19 protein-coding genes are annotated in these 23446 nt (G+C 65.5%); 11 read left to right on the top strand and 8 right to left on the bottom strand.

Going from position 1 to position 23446, the window contains the following annotated elements; translation table 11 throughout:
• Positions 1–31: 31 nt before the first annotated feature.
• Both dnaG and FGF80_RS07700 read right to left on the bottom strand, forming a co-directional pair.
• A complete protein-coding gene (dnaG, locus tag FGF80_RS07705) occupies positions 32–1459 on the bottom strand; it encodes a DNA primase DnaG (RefSeq protein ID WP_138653191.1) in 1428 nt (475 codons plus the stop codon).
• Positions 1460–1699: 240 nt separating this feature from the next.
• Positions 1700–2644 carry an ArsR/SmtB family transcription factor gene (locus FGF80_RS07700; RefSeq protein WP_006185905.1) on the bottom strand — a complete coding sequence of 315 codons (945 nt, stop codon included), beginning with the start codon at positions 2642–2644 and terminating at the stop codon, positions 1700–1702.
• 176 nt (positions 2645–2820) lie between these two features.
• On the opposite strand from FGF80_RS07700, the gene FGF80_RS07695 reads away from it, so the two are divergent.
• The 6 genes from FGF80_RS07695 to FGF80_RS07670 all read left to right on the top strand — a co-directional run bounded on the left by FGF80_RS07695 (position 2821) and on the right by FGF80_RS07670 (position 9642).
• Complete coding sequence (locus FGF80_RS07695) at positions 2821–3108, top strand: DUF3311 domain-containing protein (protein ID WP_138653189.1); 288 nt, start codon at positions 2821–2823, stop codon at positions 3106–3108.
• Entirely contained in the window at positions 3105–4592 is a 1488-nt protein-coding gene (locus FGF80_RS07690; RefSeq protein WP_138653187.1) for a sodium:solute symporter family protein, read from the top strand. The genes FGF80_RS07695 and FGF80_RS07690 overlap by 4 nt, the downstream gene beginning before the upstream one ends.
• 51 nt (positions 4593–4643) lie before the next feature.
• Positions 4644–5279: a hypothetical protein gene (locus FGF80_RS07685; protein ID WP_138653185.1), complete on the top strand. Its 636-nt coding sequence runs from the start codon at positions 4644–4646 to the stop codon at positions 5277–5279.
• Positions 5280–5327: 48 nt separating this feature from the next.
• Positions 5328–5555 (top strand): DUF7860 family protein, encoded by a 228-nt coding sequence (locus FGF80_RS07680; RefSeq protein WP_006185901.1) that lies wholly within the window; start codon positions 5328–5330, stop codon positions 5553–5555.
• 165 nt (positions 5556–5720) lie between these two features.
• On the top strand, positions 5721–6626 hold the full coding sequence (locus FGF80_RS07675; RefSeq protein ID WP_006185900.1) for an HFX_2341 family transcriptional regulator: 906 nt from the start codon (positions 5721–5723) through the stop codon (positions 6624–6626).
• A 355-nt stretch (positions 6627–6981) separates the two neighbouring features.
• Positions 6982–9642, top strand: a complete 2661-nt coding sequence (locus FGF80_RS07670; RefSeq protein ID WP_138655501.1) for a valine--tRNA ligase — start codon at positions 6982–6984, stop codon at positions 9640–9642.
• A 104-nt stretch (positions 9643–9746) separates the two neighbouring features.
• On the opposite strand, the gene FGF80_RS07665 is transcribed toward FGF80_RS07670, so the two are convergent.
• Positions 9747–10439 carry a DUF1405 domain-containing protein gene (locus FGF80_RS07665; protein WP_138653183.1) on the bottom strand — a complete coding sequence of 231 codons (693 nt, stop codon included), beginning with the start codon at positions 10437–10439 and terminating at the stop codon, positions 9747–9749.
• A gap of 161 nt (positions 10440–10600) precedes the next feature.
• Positions 10601–11842, bottom strand: a complete 1242-nt coding sequence (locus FGF80_RS07660; RefSeq protein WP_138653181.1) for an RNA-guided endonuclease TnpB family protein — start codon at positions 11840–11842, stop codon at positions 10601–10603.
• A 58-nt stretch (positions 11843–11900) separates the two neighbouring features.
• Here FGF80_RS07660 and FGF80_RS19765 point away from each other — a divergent pair, with 58 nt between their 5' ends.
• The 3 genes from FGF80_RS19765 to pdxS all read left to right on the top strand — a co-directional run bounded on the left by FGF80_RS19765 (position 11901) and on the right by pdxS (position 13872).
• Positions 11901–12035: a hypothetical protein gene (locus FGF80_RS19765; RefSeq protein ID WP_269150347.1), complete on the top strand. Its 135-nt coding sequence runs from the start codon at positions 11901–11903 to the stop codon at positions 12033–12035.
• A gap of 73 nt (positions 12036–12108) precedes the next feature.
• A complete protein-coding gene (locus tag FGF80_RS07655; RefSeq protein WP_006185897.1) occupies positions 12109–12858 on the top strand; it encodes an acetoacetate decarboxylase family protein in 750 nt (249 codons plus the stop codon).
• 105 nt (positions 12859–12963) lie between these two features.
• Complete coding sequence (pdxS, locus tag FGF80_RS07650) at positions 12964–13872, top strand: pyridoxal 5'-phosphate synthase lyase subunit PdxS (protein ID WP_138653179.1); 909 nt, start codon at positions 12964–12966, stop codon at positions 13870–13872.
• A gap of 130 nt (positions 13873–14002) precedes the next feature.
• Here pdxS and FGF80_RS07645 read toward each other — a convergent pair whose 3' ends face one another.
• The 3 genes from FGF80_RS07645 to FGF80_RS07635 all read right to left on the bottom strand — a co-directional run bounded on the left by FGF80_RS07645 (position 14003) and on the right by FGF80_RS07635 (position 18595).
• On the bottom strand, positions 14003–14353 hold the full coding sequence (locus tag FGF80_RS07645) for a hypothetical protein (RefSeq protein ID WP_138653177.1): 351 nt from the start codon (positions 14351–14353) through the stop codon (positions 14003–14005).
• Positions 14354–14357: 4 nt separating this feature from the next.
• Positions 14358–15245 carry a homoserine kinase gene (locus FGF80_RS07640; protein ID WP_138653175.1) on the bottom strand — a complete coding sequence of 296 codons (888 nt, stop codon included), beginning with the start codon at positions 15243–15245 and terminating at the stop codon, positions 14358–14360.
• A gap of 116 nt (positions 15246–15361) precedes the next feature.
• A complete protein-coding gene (locus FGF80_RS07635; RefSeq protein WP_138653173.1) occupies positions 15362–18595 on the bottom strand; it encodes a methyl-accepting chemotaxis protein in 3234 nt (1077 codons plus the stop codon).
• Between the two features lie 276 nt (positions 18596–18871).
• On the opposite strand from FGF80_RS07635, the gene FGF80_RS07630 reads away from it, so the two are divergent.
• Positions 18872–20209 (top strand): ABC transporter substrate-binding protein, encoded by a 1338-nt coding sequence (locus FGF80_RS07630; RefSeq protein ID WP_006185892.1) that lies wholly within the window; start codon positions 18872–18874, stop codon positions 20207–20209.
• A 461-nt stretch (positions 20210–20670) separates the two neighbouring features.
• A complete protein-coding gene (locus tag FGF80_RS07625) occupies positions 20671–21957 on the top strand; it encodes an ABC transporter substrate-binding protein (protein WP_175417003.1) in 1287 nt (428 codons plus the stop codon).
• 166 nt (positions 21958–22123) lie between these two features.
• On the opposite strand, the gene FGF80_RS07620 is transcribed toward FGF80_RS07625, so the two are convergent.
• Positions 22124–23395, bottom strand: coding sequence for an MFS transporter (locus tag FGF80_RS07620; protein ID WP_138653169.1), 1272 nt, complete (start codon positions 23393–23395; stop codon positions 22124–22126).
• Between the last annotated feature and the right edge of the window lie 51 nt (positions 23396–23446).

Genomic DNA, 23446 nt, shown 5'->3' with positions numbered 1-23446 from the left:
ACGGATGACGCCGTCAAGATTCGGGTGTCGGTCAGTCCCGCTTCGGCGGCCGCTCTGCGATATCGTCGACTGCGTGGATACGGACGCCGGTCGGGCGTTTGGTGAACTGTCCGAGCGATCGCGCAACGATCCGCTCGACGCCACGGTCGGCCGCCAGATCCAGCAGTCGCTGGCTGAGAATCCCATCGAACACGACCGTCGTCGGCACCGTCTCGAGTTCCTGAATGGCGCTGTCGGCGTCGCCCGCGTCGACGTCGGCGATCGTCTCGCCGTCGGCATCGAGGAACCGAACGCGGTCGGTTTCCGCACGGATGACCGCGGTCGCGTGGTCGTAGACTGTTTCGGGACCGTTCGTTTCGTCGGCCGCCGCCGCGGCGTCGGTTTCCCCGCCGGCCGATCCGCGCTCGCCGTCGTCGGGTCGTGCCGGGGACTGGGACTCGCCCGGCGTCGGTTCCGCGTCCGTCCGTTCGGTCTTCGCCCTCGCTGCCGGTCCCGCCTCCGACTCCGTCCTCGCCCCGGGAGCGCTCGAGTCGCCGTCGGGGCCGGTCGGCTCCGCGTCGACGCGCTGTGGCGACGTGGTCGCGGAGTCGGACGGCTGCGGCGCGGGCGACGTACTCCCGTCGGTTGCGGCGACGGCCTCCCGTGGTTCGTTCAGTTCCGAGACGGTCTCGTACGGGACCTTGTTCCGCAACGCGGCGAACAGTTCGTGGTGATCGAGGTCCTCGACGGAGTTGTCGGCGGGAGCGAAGGCGACGTAATCGATGTCGCCGACCTGAGCGAGTTCCTCGAGGATCAGATCGCCGCCGCGGTCGCCGTCGAGGAAGGCCGTGACGGTCCGGTGGCGGGTGAGTTCGGCCACCGCGTCGGGAACGTTCGTCCCTTCGACGGCGATCGCGTTCTTGATGCCGTACTTGAGCATGGTGAGCACGTCGGCACGGCCCTCGACGACGATGATGGCGTCGCTGTCCGTGACGCGCGGGCCGGCCGGCAGCCCCTCGTACTCGGTGATGTCCTCGACGCGGACGTGCTGGCGGACCTCCGCGAGGATCTCTTCGGAGGACATGATCGTGTCATCGAACCCCGTCCGGAGCAGTTCCTTCGCGCGGTCGACGACCTCCTTTCGCTTTGCCGCCCGGACGTCTTCGATCTCGCGCACCTCGAGCTCGGCGCGACAGGGGCCGACCCGTGAGATCGTCTCGAGGGAGGCGGCGAGGGTGGCGGTTTCGACTTTGTCGAGGCTGGTGGCGATCGTTACCTGTCCGTGGGACTGACCCGCGGTACTCGCGATTTCGACGTCGATACGGCCGACTTTTCCGGACTGGCGGAGGTCGCGCAGATCGAGATCGTCGCCGAGCAGGCCTTCGGTCTGCCCGAAGATCGCGCCGACGACGTCGCTGCGCTCGACGACCCCGTCAGCCGTGACGTCCGCGTGAATGAGGTATTTCGAAGTGTCTTCCATTGGAGATCTGTCCCCGTGAGGGGTACGCTGACGCGGAACCCGCGTCGGAGACCGGTTTATATAGGATTTCGTTCGTGAGAGGCAAATAGCTGTTGACCTCCGAAGGCGGCGGTGAGCCGCGCGCTCCATCGATCGCCGTCTCGGGGACCAGCCGATTGCCGTGTCCCTTCGAACCGGGCCTGCAAACGGCGGCAAAAGGGACGCTACACCTGCATATCAGGGCGGGTCGTACACCGACCCTCAATACGTCGGTCGGTACCAGTACCAGTAGATCGTGATCGCGAGGAGAACGACCAGTCCGCCGAGGAAAAAGAGCAACCCCGGCGGAACGGCTCCGAACACCGTCTCGATTGCCTCCGCCCCGCCGTCGGTGACGTTCTGGAGCGTCTCGTTGTCGGGATCGAGCCCCGAGTCCACCGCTCCCGAATCGTTGGCCGCGTCCACCGCTCCCGAATCATTGGCCGCATCCACCGCTCCCGAGTCATCGGCCGCGTCCATCGCCGCCGAATCGTCCGCCGACTCCGTCGTTCCCGACCCTCCATCGGCAGTGCTGTCGGTAGCGGCGTCGTTCGCCGGTTCGGCGTCCGCAGTATCGATATCGTCGCTCTCGCGCTGTTCGACCGCCCCATCGCTCGAGCCGGCGTCCCCTGCGTCGTCGGTGCTCTGAAACGTTCCGTTGTCGCGTCCGCCGTCCGATCCCGCCGGCTGTGCGCCGCCGTTCGCCGTCGGACCCGTTTCGGCCGGCGCGAGCCACCGCGTCATCGCGTACTGGACGAACAGACTGCCGCCGGCCAGCGCGCCGATCCCGCCGACTAACCGCGAGAGCGCGTCCTTCAACCGGGATGCTCGCGACTCGTCGCTCGTCACGATCAGCGGCCCATCGGTCGTCGCGTAGACGCTCATCTCGTTGCCGCGCGAGGAGTACCAGGTGTCGACGACCTCGACGAGTCCGGCATCCTCGAGTTTCTCCAGGTGATAGCGGACGTTCTGGATCGACGAGTCGATCGCGTCGGCGATGTCGCTGGGCGTGCCGGGTTCGTCGTCGAGCCGCGAGTAGATCTCCCGGGCCGTCGTCGAGGAGAGCGCGCCGAAGACCGCGTCGGCGTCCTCACCCTCGAGGTCGACGACGCGGGGCTGGCCCTCTTCGGTGGCCGTGTCGGAACGAAGGGGAAAGAGACGGGCCATGTAGGGTTCGGTTCGTATTCGATGTCAAACACATATACCCTTTTTCCTCGGTGAAAGAGCGATTTCAGTTAGCGGAAACCGCCCGATGGCGACGCCGCCTCGTATCGATGAATAAATCTCTTCGATATCGGGCTTCGAACAGTAAGAATTACCCATATCGGGACCAAGGGTCGGACATGCGTCGCAACGAAGTGTGGGGCTGGCTCGTCGTCGGACTCGTCCTGGCAGGACTCGCGATTCCGTGGTTCCTGTGGGGGTCGGCCACCGTCGTCGCCGGGCTCCCGGTCTGGCTCTGGTGGCACGTCGGCTGGATGGGGCTTGCATCGCTCGTCTTCTGGCTGTTCGCACAGCGTGCTTGGGGTATCGGTATCGAGTCTGCGGGAAGCGACGGCGACTCGAGCGGCAGTCGCGGAGTCGGACCCGAGTCCGCTCACGAGACGGGACCCGGTGGTGATACGCCGTGAGCGCGGTCACGCTTCAGCTCTCGATCATCGTCGGCTATCTGCTAATCGCCCTCGCGGTCGGGCTGGTCGCCTACCGACTAACCGACCGCACGGCCGAGGACTTCTATCTCGCGAGTCGAACGCTCGGCACGGTGGTGCTGTTGTTTACCACCTTCGCGACGCTGCTGTCGGCGTTTACTTTCTTTGCCGGGCCGAACATCGCCTACGCGCAGGGTCCCGAGTGGATCCTCGTCATGGGGCTGATGGACGGTATCATCTTCGCCGTCCTCTGGTACGTCATCGGCTACAAGCAGTGGCTGCTCGGCCGACAGTACGGCTACGTCACCCTCGGGGAGATGCTGGGCGATCGATTCGGCTCCTGGTGGCTCCGCGGGCTCGTGGCAGTCGTGAGCCTCCTCTGGCTCTTCCCCTACGTTATGCTCCAGCAGGTCGGAGCCGGCACCGCCCTCGAGGCCCTGACTGAGGGCGCTGTTCCGTACGCCGCCGGAGCCGGGCTGATCACCGCGTTCATGATCCTCTACGTCGTCGTCGCCGGGATGCGCGGGATCGCTTGGACCGACACGTTACAGGGCGCGTTCATGCTCGTCACGACCTGGGTCGCCGTGGTGTGGGTGCTCGCGGCCGTCGGCGGGCCCAGTGCCGCGACGGAGGCCCTCGCGTCGAACCCCGATACCGGCGGCTTCCTCTCGCTGGGCGGCGACTACTACACGGTCCAGTGGATGCTCTCCACGGCGATTACGATCGGGTTCGGCGTCGCGATGTTTCCGCAGGTCAACCAGCGCTTCTTCGCCGCGGGTTCGAAAACCGTGCTCAAGCGATCGTTCGCCCTCTGGCCGCTCCTCTGTGTCCTGCTGTTCGTCCCCTCGTTCATGCTCGGCGCGTGGGCCGCCGGCCTCGAGGTCGCGGTTCCCGAGGGTGCGAACGTCCTGCCGTTGATCCTCGCGGAGTACACGCCGACCTGGTTCGCCGCGCTCGTCATCGCCGGCGCGATGGCCGCGATGATGTCGTCGTCGGACTCGATGTTACTGTCCGGGTCGTCGTACTTCACGCGGGACCTCTTTCGACCGCTCCTCGGGGTCCTCGGGATGGTTGTCTCCGAACGCCGCGAGGATCTGATCGCCCGCGTGGGTGTCGTCCTCTTTGCCACCGCTGCGTTCGTCGTCAGCCTGTTCCAGCCCGCGACCCTGTTCGAGATCGGCAACGCGGCCTTCAGCGGGTTCGCTCAGCTCGCGGTGCCGGTCCTGCTCGCGCTCTACTGGCGGCGGATTACGCGGGCCGGCATCACTGCCGGTATCCTCGTCAGTCAGGCGTTCTACATTTTGTCCCTTTTCCTCACCATCGTTCCGGATACGTACGCCGGCTGGTCCGCGGGCCTCGTCGGGATGGGACTCGGGCTCGTCGTCACCGTCGCCGTCTCGCTGGCGACCTCGCCGGCCGCCGCCGAACGGCGTGCGATCTACTTCGACCGGTTCGGTGCCGATTGACGGCGTTCGAATCGCCACGCTGAACGGCCCCGGTCGCATACGCGCTGACGAATGCCTATCGACCTGCCGCCCGCGGTCGCCGACGACTGGCGTCGTCTCGGGAGCCGAACCGACGAACGCAGCCTCTCGCTGGCGACGGTCACCGCCGAGACGGCCGTCTTCGAACACCGGCCGACCGCCGACGCGCTCGAGCGCCTCCGCGGAGGCCGGGACGTTCCGGTGCGGTCGCTGTTCACCGTCGCGCTCGATATCAGTCCCTCCCTGTCGACGATCGGTCTGTCAGCGGCCGACGCGCTCGACGTGGCGGCTCCGAAAGCGCGCGAGCAGTTCGTCGACACGGTTGCGGACGACGGCATCGAGGTCGGTGCGGAACGCGCGACCGAATACATCGACCGGCCCGACGGGGCCGTCGGCCACCTCTCCGTCCTCGAGGCCGCGTATCCGATCGAGGCGGCGGTCGACGGCGCTGCCGTCGGTGACGGAACCGCAACGATCGATGCCGAAGCCCACGTCGCCGTCTGGCCGACCGCCGACACGTACGTGATGGCCGGCGGGCTCCTCCCGCTCGAGGGGCCTGCCGACGCGGCGCTGCTGGCGGCCGCCCTCGATGTCGATCCGGCCCGCGACCGCGAGGCGATCGTCGACCTGTTCCGGGGGCTGGAACTCGAGGACGCGACCGACGGCTGAGTCGGCCGCCGTCGAAATAGTTAATTGATCGACTATCGATCTCCAACTATGGCACACTATAATGGTCGCAGCTATTCGGAGCTGACGAAAGGGGGCTTTTTTCTCGGGCTCGCCCTCTTCGTCGTCGGTGCGGGCAGCGAACTGGTCGGACACGCGGTTTTCGGATCGCTTCCCCAGTGGGAGAACACCCTGTTGTTCGCGTTGACGCTGCTCGGCTTCGCCATCGGATTCGCGTCGCCGTTCGTGTTCGGGATCGTCATGCCGCTGCTCGAATAGCGTGGTCGAGCGTTGCCTTACGTAGCCCCGAGACGGCTCGGTGATCGTTTTGAGCGCGTTCGTCCGCTGTATTGGTCCGTCCCCGGCCTCGAGCCGGTCCGGGTCGCGTTTCGACACCGGTACTGAAACTGGTGTTTTTTATAAGCACCCACCCACGTACCACGTATGCAAACCCACATCGTCCCGGTCGGCTTCGATTACGACCGGCTGATCGCGCCGCTGGTCCGCGATCAGATCGATGTCGACAGCGTCATCCTCCTCGAGGGCGCGGTCGGCAGCGAGGCCAACGTCGAGTACTCGCGGCACCTCTCGAAGAAACTCGAGACGGATTTCAAGAACCTGCTCGGAGCCGAGACCGAGCGGTTCGTTCTGGAAGACGTCTACGACTACGACGACGCCTTCGAGCAGGCCTACGAACTCATCACCGCGGAACTCGACTCGGGTAACGAGGTCTGGGTCAACGTTGCCGCGATGCCCCGGACCGTGAGTTTCGCCTTCGCCAACGCCGCCCACTCGCTGATGGTCGAACGCCAGGAGGACCGCGAGGGTATCCACACCTACTACACCGCCCCGGAGAAGTACCTGGAGACCGAACTCGCGGAGGAGTTGCGCGAACAGATCGCCCTGCTCGAGGACCTCCAGCGGGACGACGACGGACTCGCGGACGACCGGATCGTGAGCCGCCTCGAGAGCGCCCGCGACCTCTTAGCCGAGTTCGACGAGCGCGGGACGACCATCGGCGCGAAGGAGATCGACGGCAAGCACATCGTCGAGTTGCCGGTCGCCTCCTTCTCGAACGTCAAGCCCTTCGAGGAGCTCATTCTGTACAAACTCGGCGAGGACGGCGAGTTCGACTCCGTCTCGGAACTCGCCGAGTCGCTGGCCCGCGAGTTGAACGAGGAGTACACCGATAGCTTCCGGTCGAAGGTGATCTACAACGTCGATCGGCTGGGCCCCGGCGGCAAGGGCTACATCGAACGTGAGGAACACGGCAAGTCCTATCGGACCCGGCTCTCGCGGATCGGCGAGCTGTGGGTGCGCGCCCACTCGGACGATGGGACCGGCGACTAGTCGATTCGACGTGGCGGCACCGATACCGACCAGCACCGCGACGAGGACGACGAGACGTCGGCCGCTTGGGACGATCGCCTCCGCGTCTCGGGCGGCACGACGAAACACCTAACACCGGTCGCCGGGCAAGCAGTACGTATGTCTCAGTGCGTCGCGGCGGCGGTTCGGCCGTTCGACGGCCCGCGAGACGCCGTTTTCGTAGGGGCTCCATAGCCCCTCATTCCCCACCCCGTTTCGACGGATGTATTGTCGCCGACCAGTATTCACCGAGCAACGACCCCTCTATGGACGACAGTCAACTGCACAGCCGGACGACGTACCGACGACGCCCGCGACGGGCGGTGAGAGCATGAGCATGGATTCACGGGAGCAAGCGGACGACGAACCCACCCTCGAGGGGGGCTACGATCCCGAAGCGGTCGAGTCGCGCTGGCAACAGCGCTGGATCGACGCGGACGTCTACGCCTACGACGGCGACGAGAAACGGGACCCCAACACCGTCTACTCGATCGATACGCCGCCGCCGACGGTGTCGGGCAGCCTGCACATGGGCCACCTCTACGGCTCGACGCTGCAGGACTTCGCGGCCCGGTTCCAGCGGATGCACGACGGCGACGTGCTCTTTCCCTTTGGCTACGACGACAACGGGATCGCAAGCGAGCGCTTGACCGAGTCCGAACTCGACATCCGCCATCAGGACTACGAGCGCCGCGAGTTCCAGGAACGCTGCCGCGAGGTCTGTGCGGAATACGAGGCCGAGTTTACCGAAAAGATGCAGAACCTCGGGACCTCGATCGACTGGAACAACACCTACAAGACGATCGAACCCCGCGTGCAGCGGGTCTCCCAGCTGTCCTTCCTCGACCTCCACGAGAAGGGACGCGAGTATCGGAAGAAGGCACCGGCGATCTGGTGTCCCGACTGCGAGACGGCCATCTCGCAGGTCGAGATGGAGGACGACGAGCGCGGCTCGCACTTCAACGACATCGCGTTCGAACTCGTCGGCGAGGACGCACCCCGCGACGAGTTCGTCATCTCGACGACGCGACCCGAACTCATCCCGGCCTGCGTCTCCGTCTTCGTCCACCCCGACGACGAGGAGAACCAGGACCTCGTTGGCGAGACCGCTCGCATTCCGATCTTCGGCCACGAGGTGCCGATCATCGAGGACGAGCGCGTCGACATGGAGAAGGGCAGCGGCGTCGTGATGTGCTGTACCTTCGGCGATCAGAACGACATCGAGTGGTATCAGGCCCACGACCTGCCGCTGCGCGTGGCCATCGACGAGTCCGCGACGATGACCGAGCTGGCCGGCGACTACGAGGGGATGTCCACCGAGGAAGCCCGCGAGGCCATCGTCGAGGATCTCGACGACGAGGGCTCCCTGCGCGACCGCTGGGAGATCACCCACGCCGTCCAGGTCCACGAACGCTGCGACACCGCCGTCGAGTACCGCGTCTCCAAGCAGTGGTACGTCGAAATCTTGGATCACAAAGAGGAGTACCTCGAGGCCGGCCGGGAGATGGACTGGTACCCCGAGAAGATGTTTGCGCGCTACCAACACTGGATCGAGGGCCTCGAGTGGGACTGGCTGATCTCACGCCAGCGCGACTCGGGGATTCCGTTCCCGGTCTGGTACTGTGCGGACTGCGACCAGCCGATCATGGCGGAGCGGGAGGCGCTGCCGGTCGATCCACTGAGCGACGACCCTCCAGTCGATACCTGTCCCGACTGTGGCCACGACGAGTTCGAGGCGGAGGAGGACGTCTTCGACACGTGGGCGACCTCCTCGCTGACGCCGCTGATCAACGCGGGCTGGGACTGGGACGCCGACGCCGAGCAGTTCACGATGGACAGCCCCGAACTCTACCCGTTCGATCTCCGCCCGCAGGGCCACGACATCATCTCGTTCTGGCTGTTCCACACCATCGTCAAGTGCTACGAACACACCGGCGAGGTCCCCTTCGACGCGACGATGATCAACGGCCACGTGTTAGACGAAAACCGCGAAAAGATGTCCAAATCGCGGGGCAACGTCGTCGAACCCGACGAGGTGCTCGCGGACTACCCCGTCGACGCCGTCCGCTTCTGGGCCGCCAGCGCTGCCGTCGGGGACGACTTCCCGTATCAGGAGAAAGACCTCACCGCCGGCGAGAAGCTCCTGCGCAAGCTCTGGAACGCCTCGAAGCTCGTCGACACGCTCGCGCCCGCCGATCCCGACGCGCCCGCGGAGCTCGAGGCGATCGACCGCTGGCTGCTGGCGGAACTCGACGACGCCGTCGCGGACCTCACGGCCCACCTCGAGAACTACGAGTTCGCGAAGGCCCGCGACCGCCTGCGAACCTTCTTCTGGAACACCTTCTGTGACGACTACCTCGAGATCGCCAAGACGCGCGAAGACAACCCGTCGACGCAGTACGCGCTGCGGACGGCCCACCGGACCTTCCTCGAACTGTGGGCCCCGTTCCTGCCTCACGTGACCGAGGAGATCTGGCAGGCAGTGTACGTAGACGAGACCGCGGCCCTCGAGGACAGCAGCATCCACGTCCGGGACTGGCCCGCCCCACAGGGGTACGAGGCCGATCTCGAGGCCGGCGAGACCGCCATGGAGGTTATCTCCGCGCTGCGCCGCTCCAAGAGCGAGAACCAACTCCCGCTGAACGCCGACCTCGAGTCGGTGGCCGTCTACGGCCCCATCGAGGGCTTCGAGGACGCGATCCGGAACGTGATGCACGTCGAGGACCTCACCGTGCTCGCGGACCAGCCCGAGATCACGACCGCGGTCGCCGCGATCGATCTCGACTACTCGACGCTCGGCCCCGAGTACGGGTCGAAAGTCGGCGACATCGACGCCGGAATCGAGACCGGCGACTACGAGATCGACGAGGATGCGGGTGTGCTTCGCGTCGCCGGCGAGGAACTCGGCGCGGACCTCTTCGAGGTCGAGTATGAGCGCACCTATTCGGGCACGGGCGAGATGCTCGAGACCGAGTCGGCGGTCGTCATCCTCGAGTAGCGTCGCCGTCCCGTCTGCGAGTACGGTGCCCGCCGAAACGCGGTGTGTTCCTGGTCCCGACACGCGGGAGCAAGCGCCCTCGCTGATCGGCGCGCCGCTCGGCGTCACGCGGCTTCGCACTTTTTCGCCCGGATCGCGAGCGCGAGGAACAGCGCCAGGAGGACGAACGTCACTTCGCCCGCAGCGATTACGCCGAGCGCGTCGGCTTCGAGGAACATGGGCGTTTCCCGCCCGACCGGGATGATCGTGTGGTGGGGGTCGCCGACGACGGGGATGAAGTAGTCGACGATGAGATTGCTCCAGTACCAGACGGCGGCGACGGCGACGGCCCACACCGGGAAGTCGCTGATCCGGTGGAGGACCAGCGCCTGGACCACCATCGCGAGGTGGCTCCAGAAGAGGAAGTGGTACATCAGCGGGGGGAGGTACGCGTAGGCGTCCGCAAACGCGAGGAGCGTATACGGCGTCCAGAGACCGAGTACGACGTTCCCGACGAATGCGAGTGCCGTGAGCCACGGCTGTTCGCGACCCAGCTTCCACGCGGCGATCGCGAGCGCGATGAACAGCGTCGCGAGCGGGCTGTCGGGGACCCAGGGCCAGAGCGCGGCCGTCGTCTCGGTGAACTGTCCGGAGTAGTACCAGAACCCGAAGGCCGTTCCCGCGAGGTTGATCGCCACGACGAGCCACGCGAACCGCAGCCCCAGGTCCTCGAGCGTCGTCGGAACCGGGGCGAGGGACGATGGGAGCGACTCGTCGTCGGCACGATCGTGATCCGCCATCCGAGTCGACGCGGTCATCGTCCGGCGCGACGGCCGGAACCCGCAAAACAGTAGCGGTTATCGCACCGCCCGCGACCCGTACTACTACGAGCACGCCCGCAGTACTACCCGACTGTGACATCCTCGCCCGCCGTAAACGGCGGGGCTTCCTACAAGGGAAGCCTCGCGTCGATGGGGTTTCAGGACTGAAACGCCGCAAGCGTCGTCTGTCGGGATTGCCGACTCGGCGTGCGGTGTCCTGTGGCCGTGTCACAACGGCTCCCATCCCGAGGCGAGTCATCGCGTTCCGATTTCCAAGGAACACTCTCTCCCCACGGGTCAAAGCGACCGGCGATGTTCGCGGCCGCGTTGATATCTGCTTGATACTCCGTGACCCAACACTCCGCGTTCGTACACTTGAACTCGGCTTGCGACCCACGACTTCCGATGTGCCCGCACTCGTGGCAGGTCTGGCTCGTGTAGCGTGGGTTCACGAACTCGACCGGAATACCGGCTTCAAGAGCCTTGTCCTTGATGCGGTCGGTGAGGCGAGCGAACGCCCACGAGTGCAAGCGTCGGTTCATGTACTTCCCGTAGTCCAAGTTCTCGCGGATGTACGACAAGTCCTCGAGCACGATTACCGGGTCCTCGAAAGACTCGGCGTACTCGACGGCTTCGCGAGACGCCTTCTCGACGATATCAGTCAGCGCGTTCTGGTAGTGGCCGAAGCGTTCGTCGATTCGCCACTGTGCGGCATCGCGCTCTTGGAGGCGCTTCAGCGTGGTGTACATCTCCTTGCGGAGTGCTCGCGCACGGCCGCCGTCGTAGATGTATGGTTGGGTCGGAGTGCCGTTCTGACGGGCACAGCCCGTCAGAAGCTTAGACTCGCCAATATCGAAACCGATTCGAGTCGGATCGTCCGGCGTCTCTGGTTCAGCTATGTCGTACTCGATGGCGACGTGCAGCACCCAGTTCGTTCGGTGCTGTTGCAGTCGGAACTCACCGACCGACACATCGCCGTTAAGCAGGTCGAACCACAGCGATTCCTGCTCGGGGTTAATTCGAAGCGGAATCCAGAAGGCGTTGCCACGTCCGGCCTGTGGAACGCGCCAGCAGAACTCGTACGCACGCTCGTCGGAGTGATCGATCTGGAAGCCACGGTTCGTGAATCGAACCGGGTGATCGTCCTCGAGTTCCGAGGCGTTGTACGTCCGGCGGAGTTGCGGGACGTAGTTCTTGAGGGCGTCTTTAGCGTAGGACGTGAGCGTGTACGGCGTGACGATATCGTTGACTGCGTTCTGCGTATCCGCGCCACTCTCGAAGGCATCCTCGAGGGCGCGGCGGTAAGTCGCCACAGTACGCTCGAGACGTTGCTCTTTGCCCGTAGTGGGTGGCGCGAGCGTAGCTTCGAGCGTTTTCGTGGCGGTAGTTTTAGCGACCATTCGACAGTACAGGCTACGACCGCAACCCACGTAAACCACACGGATAGTACACGTATGTATGGGTACGGAAATCAGATTCGAGGTAGACGACGAACAGTACGAGCGACTGAAAGCGATCAAAGACAAGCGCGGCTACACTTGGAAGGGGCTGATGCTCGAAGGTGTCGAAGCGTTGGACACCGGGAAGCCGTAACAGGGCGAATTGAGGAACGAACGAACGCGATTCCTCCCCGCCCCAAGGGGCGGGGTTTCCTCGCTACAGCAAGATGACGACGGCCGACGAACGATCACGTTCGCGACTCTCGACCGGCCACGAGGTGTCCCTCCCGCTCGAGTTGTCGTTCGCGATGGGCGGCACGACCGTCCCCGCGCGTCGCGGCCGGCTCGAGACAGCGCTTCCGGATGGACTCTCCGCGCTCGCGATCGCACCTGGCGTCGGCTGTGTCACCCTCGTCGGGATCCAGTACCACCGGGTCGGCGGCGATCGAGACGGGACGGAACTCGATCCCTACGACGAGTTCGCGGTCATCGTTCCGGCGGTCCGTGGGAGTCGAACGACCCGCCCGCTCGCACAGCTCGCGGGCAGCGAACTCGGCGGCTACGTCCACTGGCTCCCGGTGACGACCGCGCCGTCGGTCGCGCTCGGGCGCGAGATCTGGGGGTATCCCAAGGAACTGGCCGCCATCACGGTGACTGACGGCCCGGACGGGATCCGTACTGTCGTCGACGGCGGCCGCTATGGGGACGACTCCATCCGGCTCGAGGTCGCTCGTCCCCGGCTCGAGCCGCGAGCGCGCGACTGGACGCTGACCAGTTACACCACGACAGATGGGGCTCTCGTGCGGACGACGGCTCGGATTCGGGGCGACGTCGCGATCGGGTCGGGCGTCGGGACGCGGCTCTCGATTCCCCCGGCGCTGGCCCGCGAACTCGGGCTGTGGCGACGGCCGCTCGCACGGTTGTACGGCGCGGACGTCCGCGCCCGCCTGTTCGAGGGCGAGCGGCTGGTCGAGTGAGCGGTCGGTCCGACGCCGGTTCCGTGGGCCCGCGGAACCGTTGGCTCCGGCGGCCGCATCGGGCCCAAAGAAACGCGTAAGTGGCGGGGCTCCTAACCGGTCAGTATGGCCGAAAACACCGATCTCGAGGAACTGCGGCGCGGGACTGATCTCGTCAAACGCGGCTTCGCGCGGATGCAGAAAGGCGGCGTCATCATGGACGTCGTCGACCCCGAGCAGGCCCGTATCGCCGAGGAGGCCGGCGCGGTTGCAGTGATGGCGCTCGAAGCCGTGCCCGCCGATATCCGCAAGCGCGGCGGCGTCGCTCGGATGGCCGATCCCGCCGACGTCGCCGAGATCGTCGAGTCGGTTTCGATCCCGGTCATGGGTAAATCCCGTATCGGGCACACGAAGGAGGCCCAGATCCTCGAAGCCGTCGGCGTGGACATGATCGACGAGAGCGAGGTGCTTACTCCCGCCGACGACGCCTACCACATCGACAAGCGCGACTTTACCGCCCCGTTCGTCTGTGGGGCGCGCAACCTCGGCGAGGCCCTGCGCCGGATCGACGAGGGTGCGGCGATGATCCGGACGAAAGGCGAGGCCGGTACCGGCGACGTGAATCAGGCCGTCCACCACCAGCGCACGATCAAGGGCGCGATCCGGAAACTCGAGGGCATGAGCCACGAGGAACGGGAGGCCTTCGCTCGCGAGATCGAAGCGCCCGCGGAGCTGGTCCACGAGACCGCCGAGATGGGGCGACTCCCGGTCGTCAACTTCGCCGCGGGCGGCATCGCGACGCCGGCCGACGCCGCGCTCATGATGCACCACGAGTGCGACGGTATCTTCGTCGGCAGCGGCATCTTCGGCGCGGAGAACCCGCCCGAGATGGCCGAGGCGATCGTCGAGGCGACGAACAACTGGGACGACCCCGAGACGCTCGCGGAGATCTCGAAGAACCTCGGCAAGAGCATGAAAGGCGACGCGAACGTCGACCTCCCCGAGGACGAAAAGATGCAGGGCCGTGGCGTCTAACTGACGACGCCGATTTCGACCCGGCGCTTTGACCGCCGACCGCTCGGCAACCACGCTTGTTCTCTCCCGCTCCGACGGTCCTCACTCCGCCCTCGCTGGCAGCCGGCCGCGCGCTCGAGCCGAGCCCCTGCTACCACCACGTCTGCGGCCGCGGGACGATGCCCGTTCGGCGGAGCGCGAGAACGACCAGGTAGGTTATCGTCGCACCACAGCACAGCGACAGTACCAGCACCGGCGCGACTCGAGTGCCGACGGCGGCACCGCCGATCGCCGCCGCGAGGGACGCGAGTTGGACGCTCCGCCGTTCCCAATACTGCCGGACGGTCTCGTACGCTCGAGCGGCGAGGAGTTCGAAGGAGACCGTCGCAGCACCGCCGACGATCAGGAAAATCAGTGACGGCGTTACGTCGGCGTGGACCGCGAAACTCGCGACCGCAGCGAGCACGAGCAGCGCGAGCGCGGCGTCGGTTCGCGTCCCCATCCGGCTACGAGCCGTCCCGGTACAGCGTCGCGCCCTCGCCAATCGCGGTCTGATAGGCGCGGCTCTCGACGCCGGCCGCGTCGAAGGCGTCGACCATCGCCGAGGCGATTGCCCGCTGGTCGCGGCGGTGACAGACCGCGAGCATTCCCGGGCCGGCCCCGCTGACCGTGACGCCGGTCGCACCCGCCTCGAGAGCGGCCTCGCGAACGCTCTCGTAGCCGTCGATCAGTGTGCTGCGTTCGGGCGTGACGATCTCGTCTTCCATACCCTTGCCGACGAGAACTGGATCGTCCCGCGTCATCCCGACGGTCAGCGTGGCGGCGTTGCCGACGGTGTCGACGACCTCGTCCATCGAGGCTGCATCGGGAACGACGCCGCGCGCATCACGCGTGGAAACGGAGATATCCGGCAGGCAGGCGACGACGGGAACCGACGCGTCGACGTGCGTGACACCGTCGTCGGTGGCGACGGTAAAGCCACCGAGCAGCGAGGGTGCGACGTTATCCGCGTGTGCTGCTCCGGAGACGAGCGCTTCGCCTTCGGCGGCGACGGGGACGAGCTCCGCACGAGAGCGGCCCCGATCGTAGAGTTCGTTCAGTGCAACGGCGGCGGCGGCGGCACTCGCGGCCGACGATCCCAACCCCGAGGACGGCCGAACGCCCTTGTCGATCCGGATTCGTGCGGGGGCGTCGAGCGCCTCCGCGACTGCGCCGACCGTGTTCTTGGCGGGGTCTTCCGGGATGTACTGGCTTCCGGCCCCGGTCACCGTAATCGTCGTTCGCGAGGCTCGTTCGACCCGAACCACGTCGGCGGGCGTTCCGAGAGCGACGCCGAACACGTCGAAGCCGCTCCCGAGATTCGCGCTCGTTGCGGGTGCCCGCACTGTAAGCATGCCGATTCCTTTCTAGACGGCAGTCAAAAAGGTAGCGAACGATACCGACGATGGCTGTTGACGATCATCTCGAGAATCGAACCGGATCGACGGCCTCCCCGAGTCCGATCGGACGATTACTCCTCGTCGGTCGCGCCGAACGTGAACACGTCGTCGTCTTCGTCGTCCTCGTCGGCCCCGTCGCTTTCGTCAGTCTCGTCGCTCTCGAGGTCGTCGGCCGCAGGAGTCTCGTCGGCGGCCGATTCGTCGTCGGTCTCCGCATGGCCACCGTCGTCGACCGATCCGAGCGGTTGGGCGTCCGGTTCGTCACCGGCCGACTCGGCGATGTCTGCCGTGTCGTCCCCGCCGGATTTGGGGGTGTCGTCGGCAAGCGGGTCGGTCGGGCCGGTCGACTCGGTCGTATCCGTCGTCTCGTCACCGTCGGTTCCGAAGGCGTCGTCGGCGAGTGGATCGGTCGCGTCCGTCGTCTCGTCACCGTCGGCTCCGAAGGCGTCGTCGGCGAGTGGATCGGTCGCGTCCGTTGTCTCGTCACCGTCGGCTCCGAAGGCGTCGTCGGCGAGTGGATCGGTCGTATCCGTCGTCCCGTCGCTATCGGCTCCGACGGTGTCATCGGCGAGCGGATCGGTCGCGTCGGTCGACTCGGTCGCGTCGGTCGACTCGATCGCGTCGGACTCGTCGTCTTCGCTCCCCTCGATTCCGAGGATCTCTTCGGCACCGAGTTCCTCGGTCGCGTCGCCATCGGCTCCACTGCCGGTCGCCGAATCGTCACCGGCGTGATCGATCGGATCGTCGACCGACGCCTCGGAATCGAACGCGGTCTCCGTCGATCGGTCGGCATCGGCAGTGTCCGCGTCCGCGTCCTCCTCGAGTTCGTGGGCGTCCCCGTCCGCTTCGTCGAACGTGAGGGTCTCGTCGGAGTCGTCCTGCTCGCTTGCGGCGTCGAACGTGATGCCCTGACCCTCCTCGGCCGACTCGCCGTCGGCCGCAGCGTCGTCAATCGCCGCGGGCGCATCCAGTTCCGCGTCCACGTCGAACGTCGATTCGAAGTCGAGGTCGACGTGGTCGACATCAGTGTCGAACCGGTCGAGCGCTTCGGAAAGCTGCGAGGCCTGTTCGGAGAGGCTCGAGGCGGACTTCGTGACTTCGGTCAGTGCGGTGGTCTGTTCTTCGGCCGCGGCGGCGACGTTCTCGGCTTCCGCCGTCGTCTCCTCGGAGATCGTCGCGGCGTCGTCGACCATCGCGACGACCTCCTGCGTGGAGGCGGCCTGCTCTTCGGTCGCTGCGGAGATCTCCTGTACACCGATGTTGGTCTCCTGAGCGAGGTCGGCGATCTCCTCGAGCGCCTTGACCGCCTCCTCGACCCGATCGCTGGCGGTTTCGATGTCGCTACTCGTACCTTCGACTTCGGCAGCGGAGGTTTCCGTCCGCTTGCGGATCGCCTCGAGTCGGTCCTCGGCTTCGTCGGCCGCTTCGGCGACGTCCTCGGAGAGCGCCTTGACTTCCTTTGCGACGACGGAGAACCCTTCGTCGTCGCTGCCGCCCGCGGAGCGGGAGGCTTCGATGTTGGCGTTCAGCGCCAGCATGTTCGTCTGGTGGGCGATCTCGGAAATCGTGTTGATCAGTTCGTCGATCTGCTGGACCTCTTCCTCGAGACGACGGATCTCGGCGACGGCGTCGCCGGCCTCGGTCTCGATCTCGTCCATGGCAGTGATCGCCGCCTGAGCGGCTTCCTGCCCTTCCCGACCGGTGTCGACGGTCCGCTCCGCGATGTCGGCCACCTCGTTCGAGGACGCGGCGATCTCCTCGGTCGTCGTCGAGAGGCCGCTCATCTCCTGGTCGACCGACTGGAGGGAGTCGTTCTGTCGGTCCGCACCGTCGGAAATCTCCTGAATCGACTCGGTGACCTGCTGGGAGGCGGATCGAACCTCCTCGCTCGAGGCGGTCACCTGCTCGGAGGCGGTCGCGACGTCGGTCGCGAACCGGTTGAGTTCGGCGATGGTCTGCTCGATCTCGTCGAGCATCTCGTTGAAGTCCTCGCCGATCTGTTGCATCTGTTCGTTGTCGCTTTCGACGTCCGCACGGGCGGTGAGGTTCCCATCGGCGGCCTCACCCATGACCGCGCAGTATTCCGCGGCCTTGTCCTCGAGGTGATCGTTGATCTCCAAGACGCGTTCACGTTCGCGTTCGGCCTCCATGCGGGCGGCTTCGGCCTCTTCGATCTGTTCGCGCAAGGCATCACGCATCGAGCCGAACCCGTCGTAGAGCCGGCCGATGTTGTCGATCCGTTTGGTCTCGAAGTCGACGTTGAGGTTGCCGTCCTCCATCTCGCTGGCCTTGTCGGTGAGCCGATCGATCGAGACGGCAGTGTTTCGGCCCAGGACTGCACCGACCGCGCCGATCATGACGACCCCGAGAATCGTCGCCACGAGTCCCCACTGGTTGACGCTGTTGACGAACCCGAGTGCCTGGTCGGCGGGTTCGACGGTCAGGACGACCCAGTCGGTCCCGAACACGCGGGCGGAACTGGCGACGTACTCGTCGCTGTCCTCACCGAGGTCGTAATCGCCCAGCGAGAGCGACGAGCCGGCGACCTGCTGCGTGGTTGCGCCCTCGGTCCGTGCGCTCTTGGCGAGGCCGTTGCCGTCGTTGTAGGTGTAGCCGAACAGTTGGTGGTTCTCACCGTAGTCGGCGTTGTCAAGCATGACGTCGTTCTCACCGTCGAGGATCACCGTCGTGACACCCTCATCGTCCTGTAGTTGGCTCGCGTACGCCTCGAGATCAGCAGTGTAGACGACCGCTCGGTTCTCGTTGTCGGCAGAGCGCTGGACGTACGTGAGGACGGTCGTGTTCTGGCCGAACTCCCCTTCGGCGATATAGGCGTCCGAGACCCACGGAACGGTTTTCGAGGCGTCCTCGTAGGCTTCGTTCGGGATGTTATCGATATCGGCCGCCGGTGTCCCGCGATAGGCCTCGTTCGTACTCGCGGTCACGGTTCGGTTGTCCAGATTGACGTAGGAGATATCGAACGTATCGGCGTCTAAGTGTTCTTGCCAGTCGAGGAAACGCCGTTCGATCGCAGCCGGGTCGTCGCTGGCGACGACGTCGGATCGGGCGATCATCCCGACCGTGTGCTCGTTTTGCTCGTTCCACATCTGCATGCTCTGGGCTTCCTGTCCGGCGGCGGAAGCGTGATCGCTTTGCACCCGATTCTCCACCTGATCGGCGATTGCCCCTGTCGCAACGAATCCGATCAGCCCGACAGACAATCCGAGAATGAGCAGCGCGATCCCGAACTTGACCGCGTATCTGCGTCGGATAGCTGTCGGTACCAACCGTCGAGCGAAATCCATGGATACGAAACGCCTGTTCTCGCCACTACATAAATTGTCAGCCGCGGTTATCGGTGCTGATAATTGGAGATTGTTCCGGACTCTGAGGGTATCTGCTGCCTTTCGTTTCTGGTGCTGTTGTATATTCGCCTCCTGTCTGAAATAAATCCCATAGGTCGAGACCAACTCCCGACGAATTTGAAATTTTCTTTTCCGGGCCTATCAGCGCGTCATACCGTCCCCAACAAGTGTTATTCTTCACAACCGTTAAGAAACAGAGGTCGAAACCATCGGCCAATGAACGACGGAGACCACGACCGGGCGAACGCGACGGGCCCCGCTCGTAGCGGACTGCGACGGAACCTCGACCGCCGTCGAGTGTTGCAAACGACTGCGGGTGGCGCGGCCGGCCTCTCCCTCGCCGGCTGTCTCGAGACGCCCGGATCGTTCGTCGGAAGCGACGAAACCGATCCGGTCACGGTCGGCGTCCTCGCACCCAACCCGGAGAGCGACGCGACGGGGCGCTCGATCGTTCGGGGTGCGCGGCTCGCCGTCAAGCAACTCAACGACGGCGACGGAATCCTCGGCCGTGATGTCGAGATGGTCGTCGGCGATACCAACGGCAGCCCACAGGAGGCGCGCCGTCAGTACCAGCGGCTCATTCTCCAGGAGGACGCCGACGTTACCGTCGGTGTTTCCACCAGTGAAGTCCTCGTGCCGTTGCTCGAGGAGATCGCCGAGCAAGAGACGGTGCACCTCACCGCCGGCTCCGCGACGACGGTGGCCAGCGATCGGGTCAAATCGTCGTACGACGACTACAAGTATCACTTCCGTGTCGGTCCGATTAACGGGACCAACCTCGCAGAGGCGCAACTCGACTTCCTGACCGAGAAGGGCAGTGATATCGGGTGGGACTCTATCGCGGTCCTCGCGGAGGACTACGCCTGGACCGATGGGTTGTGGGACTTCTATCGGAGTCGCCTCCCCGAGACCGATATCGAGGTGACGGCGTGGGAACGGTATCCGCCGGCGACCGACGACTTCTCGGAAATCTACACGCGAGTCGAGGAGTCGAACGCCGATGCGGCGTTCATTTCGACCGCACACACCGGCACCGCCGCACTGGCGGATTGGCGGCCCGAGGAACGGGACTTCGAGTTCGGCGGCATTCACGTTCCGATGCAACTCCCGTCGTACTACCGGCTGACCGGCGGCGACTGCGAGTACGCCGCGGGTTACGCCAGCGCGACCGATACCGCTGATCTCACGGACCGGACATCGGATTTCGTCGAGGCGTATCAAGGCGCAAACGACGGCAAAAGCCCGGTTTATACCGGCTATATCGCCTTCGACGCGGTCGAGGTGTTCGCCGACGCGGCCAAGCGAACCGACTCCCTCGAGTCGGAGGCCTTGGTCGGGTCGCTCGAGGAGACCGAGTTCAAGGGCACCACCGGTACGATCCAGTTCCACGGTCGCGACGACGAATACCCACACGACGTTATCTACGGCAAGGGCAACGTTCACCCGGTGTACTTCCAGTGGCAGGAAATCGACGGTGAAGGTCAGCAGACGGTCATCTGGCCCGACGAGTACGTGGCCGACGGTGCCGAGTACATGACGCCGGACTGGCTCTAGACCGGGTACGGGCCGTCAACGGCTCCTCCGTGTGAATCACGACCCAGTCGTCGGCGAGTCCTTGCCTTCCCGACGGGTCACACTCCCCGCCGGCCACTCACGGTGCCGCCTTTTTCCCCTCCGTTCGTCCGTCAGTAGTAACGCGACCACGAGCAAACCCGAAGCCGCGTCGTTGCGGCAGGGCCGCGACCAACCCGCGAACTGATTCCCCGCCCGAGTCCGTCGACTTCCGGCGGGTGCCCGAAACGATCAGGTGCGACGGTCGCAACACGATCGCAGTCGCTGAACGGCACTACACACCTGATCGGACGACTCTCGTTCCAACTATCCCGGTCCGATCCATGCTATTGGTACACTACCACAAACACTAAGCGAATTAAGACGAAACGAGTGTCAAGATGTCTGATGACACTGCGACGGGACTCGGTTCACGGGCCACGGCGAGTCCGGGCTCTCGAGGCGTGAACCGACGACGATTCCTGCAAACGACGGGTGGAGTCGCGGCGGGGACGGCGGGTGCCGGCTGTCTCGAGACGGCCGGCTCGGTCGTCGGGAAGAGCGACGGCACGACGCCGGTCAGAATCGGGCTGTTGGCACCGAATCCGGACAGCGACATGATCGGTCGGTCGATGTACCGGGCCGCAACGCTCGCGGTCAGCCATCTCAACGACGGCGACGGGATCCTCGGCCGTGATGTCGAACTCGTTTTGGGGGATACGAACTCGAGCCCGCTGGAGGCGCGCCGCCAGTACCAGCGGCTCATTCTCGAGGAAGACGTCGACGTAACGACCGGCGTGTTCGCGAGCGAGGCGTTGCTGGGTATCATCGACGACATCGCGGAACAGGAGACGATCCACCTGACCTCCGGCGCGGCGACGACCGAAGTCAGTCGGCTGGTCCACGAGCAGTACGACGAGTACAAGTACCATTTCCGCGCCGGACCGAACAGCGATATCGACTACGGCCGCATGCAGATCGACTTCCTGACCGACATGGCCGATGAACTCGGCTGGGACTCGATCGCGCTCCTCGCCGAGGACTACGAGTGGACGGAAAAACCGTGGCGCGTCTATCAGGACCGGATCGGGGAGACCGGCGTCGACGTCGCGCTCGAGGAGCGGTATCCGCCGTCGATAGACAGCTTCGAGAGCCGGTACGACGAGGTCGAAGCGGCGGATGCCGACGCGGTCTTCATCACGACTGCTCACACCGGAACCAGCGCCCTGATGGACTGGGGGGTTCCCGAACGCGAGTTCGACTTCGGCGGAATCCACGTCCCGATGCAGCTCCCGGCGTACTACGACCTGGTCGGCGGGGAGTGTCAGTACGCCATCGGTCAAAGCAGCGCCACGGCGAACAGTACGATAACTGACGCTACTCAACCCTTTGTCGAGTCATATCGGGACACGTTCGCGGGCTCGAACCCCGTGTATACCGGCTACCACACGTACGATGCGATCACGTTGTTCGCAGCGGCGGTCGAAGACGAGGAAACGTTCGATCACGAGGAACTGGTCCCCGCGCTCGAGGACATGTCCTTTACCGGGACCGCCGGCACGGTCGAGTTCTACGATCGGGAGGCCGAAGTCGCGGGCACTCCGGTCGCCCACGACCTCGTCTACAACAAGGCGGAGACGGTTTATTTCCAGTGGCAGGAGGGCGATGACGGCGATGGAAGACAAGAGGTCATCTGGCCGCCGGAACAGGCGACCGGCTCGGGCTACGTCACGCCGTCGTGGCTCGCTTGATAGCTTTCTCCGCCTGAAAGCGGAGACTCCCGAGCGGTGGGCGTTTCAGGTCTGCACCCATGGACGCCGCCACTTCACGGGCGTTCGCGTCTCCCCCAGCCGTCGTTCGAGTGCCAGTCGAGTCGCCGTCTCGAGTCGCTGGGAATCGGTTCGTACGGCCGTGTCGTCAGTCGTCCGCGTTCGCGTCGGCGGGGTGGCCTGCGTCGACGAACCGGTCGCGGCCGACGAGCAGCGCGACCGAGAGGAGGGCCCCGGCGAGCGCGAAGGTCGCGATCAGGGCGAAAAACGCCGTCAGCGAGGCCTCGCCGAGGACGACGCCGCCGACGGCGATACTCGCCGAGCCGAGTCCGAACTCCCCGAGATAGGTGTAGCCGTAGGAGAGCCCGCGCGTGTCCGGCGGCGTGTACACCGCGACCGCGTTCTGATAGAACGGTTGGATCGCAAAGAGGAAGAACCCGAAGGTGCCACAGAGGACGGTGATCCCGACCAGTCCCAGTTCGGTCCCGGGAACGAACGCGAGCGCGAGGACCGCGAGAACGGCGAAGAGTCCGATCAGCCCGCGTGCCGGCGGCACTCGATCGGTCAGCTTCCCGCCGACGTACTGTCCGCCCATCCCGACGACCAGTAGCCCGACGTAGATGTAATCGGCCGGCTCGATTCCCTCGAGACCGGCGGGAACGGCGAGTCCGCCGATCGCGTCGAGGCCGTGGAGGATCTCGGGGAGGTAGGTGAGCATGCCACGGTAGTACAGCCCCTCGACGGCGACGACGGCAAAGATGATCGCGAAGGCGCTCGCGAACAGCGCCCGGGAATCCGAGACGAGCGCCGATAGCGACAGCGCCTCGTCGGGGCCGGCGTCGACGCCGTCGTCGACGGCGGCGGTCGGATCGAACTCCGCACTGAGCCCGTAGAGAACGGCGAGGATGCCGGGCACGGCGAGGATCGCCGCGACGAGCGACCACTCGAGGAAGATCAGCAGCGTCGCGGCGACGAAGGGGCCGAGCGCGATACCGGCGTTGCCGGCGATGCCGTGCCAGGCGAAGACGGTCCCGCGCTCCGAGACGCCGGTACTGATGAGCGCGAGGCCGGCGGGGTGGTAAACGCTGGCCGCGACGCCCCAGAGGACGAGGCCGACGGCGATCGTGTATATCGACGCGGCCAACGAGAGCACGAGGAACGCGGCACTCATTCCCGCGAGACAGGTCACGACGAGCCGTTTCGGGCCGTATCGATCCGCGAGGATACCGCCGGGAAGCGCCCCCAGTCCGAAGGGCGCGTACCCGAGCGCGACCACGATTCCGAACGTCGCGACGCCCACGTCGAACTCGGTCAGCCAGACGACCAGAAAGATCGGGATCGAGGTCTCGAACCAGTGGACGAGCGCGTGGCCCGTCATGGTAAAGCCCGCGATCGCGCGATCGTTCGCGTTCAGCCCCATATCCGTTACCCGATTCCGGGCCCGCCGTGCACTTAGCCGCTTGGGAACCGG

It is taken from the genome of Natrinema pallidum, assembly GCF_005890195.1.
In the GTDB taxonomy this organism is placed as follows: domain Archaea; phylum Halobacteriota; class Halobacteria; order Halobacteriales; family Natrialbaceae; genus Natrinema; species Natrinema pallidum.
Note: the sequence above shows the minus strand (reverse complement) of the source record. Positions and strands in the feature narration are given on the sequence as shown.